Origin of the sequence: Nonomuraea sp. NPDC005730, assembly GCF_040630865.1 — a bacterium.
Classification (GTDB): domain Bacteria; phylum Actinomycetota; class Actinomycetes; order Streptosporangiales; family Streptosporangiaceae; genus Nonomuraea.
On sequence record NZ_JBEXYK010000132.1, the window covers coordinates 1 to 4711 of the forward strand.

At 72.5% G+C, this 4711-nt stretch carries 5 protein-coding genes; 2 read left to right on the forward strand and 3 right to left on the reverse strand.

Features of this window, described 5'->3' with window-relative positions; all coding sequences use genetic code 11:
- Window positions 1-102 precede the first annotated feature (102 nt).
- A complete protein-coding gene (locus tag ABZ444_RS51270) occupies window positions 103-1452 on the reverse strand; it encodes a S8 family serine peptidase (protein WP_358012666.1) in 1350 nt (449 codons plus the stop codon).
- A 91-nt stretch (window positions 1453-1543) separates the two neighbouring features.
- Window positions 1544-1702 (reverse strand): hypothetical protein, encoded by a 159-nt coding sequence (locus tag ABZ444_RS51275; RefSeq protein WP_358012668.1) that lies wholly within the window; start codon window positions 1700-1702, stop codon window positions 1544-1546.
- 654 nt (window positions 1703-2356) lie between these two features.
- Here ABZ444_RS51275 and ABZ444_RS51280 point away from each other — a divergent pair.
- Complete coding sequence (locus tag ABZ444_RS51280; protein ID WP_358012670.1) at window positions 2357-3178, forward strand: CPBP family intramembrane glutamic endopeptidase; 822 nt, start codon at window positions 2357-2359, stop codon at window positions 3176-3178.
- Complete coding sequence (gene lexA / locus ABZ444_RS51285) at window positions 3175-3834, forward strand: transcriptional repressor LexA (RefSeq protein ID WP_358012672.1); 660 nt, start codon at window positions 3175-3177, stop codon at window positions 3832-3834. The genes ABZ444_RS51280 and lexA overlap by 4 nt, the downstream gene beginning before the upstream one ends.
- A gap of 13 nt (window positions 3835-3847) precedes the next feature.
- Here the strand turns inward: lexA and ABZ444_RS51290 are convergent, their stop codons facing one another.
- Window positions 3848-4459 carry a peptide deformylase gene (locus tag ABZ444_RS51290; protein WP_358012674.1) on the reverse strand — a complete coding sequence of 204 codons (612 nt, stop codon included), beginning with the start codon at window positions 4457-4459 and terminating at the stop codon, window positions 3848-3850.
- Window positions 4460-4711: the final 252 nt, after the last annotated feature.

The following is a 4711-nucleotide window of genomic DNA, read 5'->3' on the forward strand; positions in this document are numbered from 1 at the left end:
GGTGTCGAGGTTGAGCGGCTCGCGCTGCCGGTTGCTCACCTGGTTGCCCTGGTCTTGACCGTCGACGGGCGTGACCACCACGGGTACGCGGCGCCGCCGCGTTCAGGCGGCCCGGGTGCGGTGCGAGCGGAGCGCGGCCAGGACGCCTGCGGGGTTGACGATGCCGTAGCCGTAGTCGTGGTCGAAACCGACCGTGCTGCGGTCCTCGGCGGTGCGGTTGAGCAGCGTGCGAAGCTGCGCGGGGGACAACTTGGTGGACGGGTGGCGGGTGCGCAGGGCGGCGATGACGCCGGCCACCACGGGGCAGGAGGTGGAGGTGCCGGTGTCGGGCGTGCCGGGGCCGCCGGCCTCGGAGCCGGTGTAGTGGGTGTAGGCGGCCAGGTCGGGCTTGTGGTCGCCGAGCCGGGCCGGCCCCTGCGAGGAGTAGCCGACGCGCTCGCCGCGGGTGTCGACCCCGGCCACCGTGACCACCTTCGGATGGCCGTTGCCGCCCACGATGTCGGTGAACCCGCAGTTCGCCGCCGGGCAGTCGCGCCCGCAGTTGCCCGCCGCGAACACGATGTCGGCCCCGGCGTGCTCCAAGCTGGAGATCATGACGTTGAACGGGTGCATCGGGTTGTCGGAGTAGTTGCCGGGGTGGCCGGGCGGGAAGTCCTGCTGCGGGTTGTACAGGCCCCAGCTGTTGCTGACGACCAGCGAGCGGGACTCGGCCGGCATCGCCTCCAGGAGCCCGCGCAGGTGGGTGTAGGCGGCCACGGCGTCGGACAGCATGCCCTCGACCGTGCCCTTCCTGCTCTGCAGGACGGCGATGTCGAGCAGCGTCGAGCGCGGGGCGGTGAGCTGGGTGTTGAAGGCGCACAGGCTGCCGTGCTCCACCGGGTAGCGCCCCGGCGTGGGCGTGACGCCGGGCGGGGCCCAGCTGTGGCCGGCGTCGAGGGTGACCTGGCGGCCGAGCTTGGTGCTGACGTGGTCGGCGTTGACGCCGCCGTCCACGACCGCCAGGTTGACGCCGTGGCCGTCGTAGCCGGCCGCGCGCAGGTCGGAGGCGTGCAGCAGCCGTTCGACGTCGTGCCAGTCGCCGACCGGGCCGGTGTCGGCGCAGGTCAGGTTGGGATGGATGGACGGGTCGGCGAACACGCCGACGACCTCGCGTACGGACGACGACAACAACGCCAGCCTGGACGGCAGGTCGTCGTCGGGGAGCTCGCCGCGCACGAGCACGCTGGCGTGCTCGGCCGACAGGGAGAAGCCCAGCGGCCGGTTGAGCGACGACAGCAGGCCGCCTGAGGGCGAGGCGGGCAGCGCGCGCGGCAGGGCCAGCGGGGCGAACGCCTGGTCCAGGACGATTCCCGGCAGGTCACCTGCCACGTCGGCGACCGTGGCGGTCACGCCGGGGTCGAGGACGGCTTCGACGGTTTCACGGGCGGGGCGGAGCTGGATCAGGACGCGCAAGGCTCCACCTCCTTCCTCGGGACGGGGATGGGACAGTCGTTGCTTCCCCTTGTAAATACCTGCTGTAGTGAATTAACTACTTACAGTAGTGTCAGCACTTCATTGCTCCCGAGGTCACCTCTTTGTCGCCGTCCAGGCCCGTCACCTGGGTCTCCGGCGTCCGGCGGGTCGCGGCCTGGGCGAGGAGCGCGCCGGACAGCAGGATCACGCCGCCCGCGACCCGAACCCCGCCCAGGCCCTCGCCGAGCACCCCCAGGCCGCCGGCGCCCCGCCGATGACCTCCAGCGACGCCACCGTGGCCCCCACGGCGGCCGACAACCGCCGCACCCGTTCACCCCGAGGATGTACGCCACCACGCTGGCGACCACCACCATCCACGCGAAGGCCACCGGCACGGGCAGCGTCAGGGCGCCGGGCGCGGGAGTGGCGGATGTCGTGAACGCCTCCCACCGCAGGGCCCACGGACGGGCCACCGGGACCAGCACCAGGGCCGCGCCCGCCATGCCCCAGGCGACCAGCCCGAGCGGGTCGACGTCGTCCCCGAAACTGTCGTTCATCAAGGAAGTATCCGGCGGAGCAGGCCGCGGCCAGCAGGCCGGCGTCAGCCCGGCCGCGACGAGGTACTTGGCCATCGGCCCCGAGAACGCGAAACACGACGAGGACCCGAACGCGAGCGCGAGACCCGCATGTCTCATGCCGCACCACCAGTGCCGTCACTACTGTCAGGAAGCCGCGACCCTGACACGCGCCGCGGCGCGGACGCAACGCGATTACCGGCCCTCAGCCGGTGGTCGTAGTCCCCGGGTGGCAGAGGCGGGGCGGCGATTCGGATCTTCGGCCGATGGGCGGCGGGAGCAGGCTCCTGAACACTTGGCGGGGCCCGTTCCCGGAGGAAGGTCCGCCCGTGTTCCGACAGCTCGACGACCGCGTCACGTCGATCGTCTACATCGTCCTCGTGCTCGCCGTCTCGGCGGGCACCGCCGGCGTCGCGGAGGGGCTCGTCCTGGCCCTGTCGCCGCTGCTCACCGTGCTGGTGCTGCTGTTCGTCATCACCCGGGAGGGATACTCCAGGGACGGGCTGCGCCGCCTCGGCCTCGGCCGGGCCGGGCTGCGCGCCTGGCCGGCCGCCGTCGCCGCCACCGCCGGGGTGTGCCTGCTGGCCACGGCGGGCGCGGTCGCCCTGGGGTTCGGACGGTTCACCGCGCCGCGGGGCGACTGGGCGCAGTCGGTGGCGGTCGTGCTCGTCACCGGGCCGATCCTGGCCTTCGCCGAGGAGATCGGCTGGCGGGGCTACCTGCAGCCCCGGCTCGCCTGGCTGGGGGAGCGCGCGTCCATGCTCGTCGTCGGGGTGGTGTGGATCGCCTGGCACCTGCCGTACATCCTGTTCACGCCGTACTACCACGCCGAGGGGGCGCGGGCCGTCGTGCTGCCGCTGTTCGGCGGGTCGGTGATCGCGTTCTCGTTCCTCTTCGGCTACCTGCGGGTCATGTCCGGCAGCGTGTGGCCGGCCGTGCTGGCCCACTTCGCGCACAACGCCACGTTCGCCCTGCTGCTGGAGCACGCCGTCACGACCGACCGGCCCGTGGTGGTGACCGAGTACCTGGCCGGCGACACCGGGCTGTTCGTCCTGGCGGGCACGGCGGCCTGCGCCCTCGCGGCCGGGATCGCCCGTTCCGCCGGAGGCCGCCACCGCTCCCGCCGGACGGCCTCTAGCATTCCTCTGTGACCACCTACGACGACCATGACGCGTTCGAGCACCTGAACGTCTCGGCCCTGCCGCAACGCCAGCAGCGGATCCTGGCCACGATCCGCGACTGGGTGGTCAGACACGGATACCCGCCGAGCACGCGCGAGCTGGCCCAGGCGGTCGGGCTGCGCTCGTCCTCGTCGGTCTCGAAACACCTGAGGAGCCTGGAGGAGCAGGGCTTCCTCAGCCGCGGCGCGACGATGACCCGCCCGATCGACGTGCGCCTGTTCCTGCGGCCGCCGTCGCCCGAGCCGCCCGCCGAGCTGGTGAGCGTCCCCGTGGTCGGCGACATCGCCGCGGGCACGCCCATCCTCGCCGACGAGCACCTCGACGACACCCTGACCCTGCCCCGCGACCTCACCGGCCGCGGCACCGTGTTCGGCCTGCGGGTGCGCGGCGACTCGATGGTCGACGCGGCCATCTGCGACGGCGACATCGTGGTGGTGCGGCAGCAGCCCGAGGCGCACTCGGGGCAGATCGTCGCCGCCATGATCGACGGCGAGGCCACCGTGAAGGTCTACCGGCGGCGTGACGGGCACGTCCGGCTCGAACCGCGCAACCCCCGCTACGACGTCATCGACGGCGACCGGGCCGCGGTGCTGGGGGTCGTGGTCTCGGTGATCCGCAGCATGTGATCCTGCGGCGGTGTCAGGGCCGGGCGAGGAGACGTTCGTGGTTGGCGGTGGTCGACAGCGAGCGGAGGTCGGCGCGGTCGAGGTAGAGGGCGCCGTTCAGGTGGTCGGTCTCGTGCTGGGCGATGCGGGCCGGCCAGCCGGACAGCTCCGTCTCGTACGGGCGGCCGTCCCCGTCGTGGGCCGACAGCCGCACCCGCGCGTGCCTGGGGACGACGGCGGTCAGCCCCTCCACGCTGAGACATCCCTCGTAGAACGCCCGGTATGCGGAGCCGACCGGCGTCACGACGGGGTTGACGAGTTCCAGAGGCGGCTGCGGCGCGCGTTCGCGCTCGGCGGCCACGTCGGCCGGCAGCTCGGCCGGGTCCTCGATGACCGCCAGCGCCAGCGGGATGCCGACCTGCGGCGCGGCCAGGCCCACGCCCACGCCCGGCAGGTGCCGGAACATCGCGTCGAGCAGCTCGCGCAGGAGGGCGTCGGAGAGCTGGCCGTCGTACGGCTCGGCGGTCCGGCGCAGCACGGGGTCGCCGACCTGGGTGACCGACCAGGGCCTGGGGGAGGCGAGGAGGGCGTGCACCCGCTCGGTCAGCTCCTCGGTGCTCCGGCCGGTGCCGTTCAGGGGGCTCATGGGGGTCCTTCCGCTCGACGGTCGCTCGCTCAGCAGACGGTAGAGCATGCGCGGTGACCCGGTTTCGGCGGGTAAAGAGGGCTAGAAACATTCATAGAGTAGTTGATCCACTGCAATGGGTAATGATCGCTGCGGATGATCACGTAACGTCGCAGGGAGACACCCATGTGCAAGAGAACGATCGCCGTCCTCGGCCTGGCCGCAACGGGGCTGCTGACGGCGGCGGGCCCGGCGGCGGCCGATCACGAACCC

Coding starts and splice junctions, on each gene's coding strand:
- ABZ444_RS51290 (WP_358012674.1), bottom strand. CDS start 4,459: ATGAGCCCCCTGAACGGCACCGGCCGGAGCACCGAGGAGCTGACCGAG.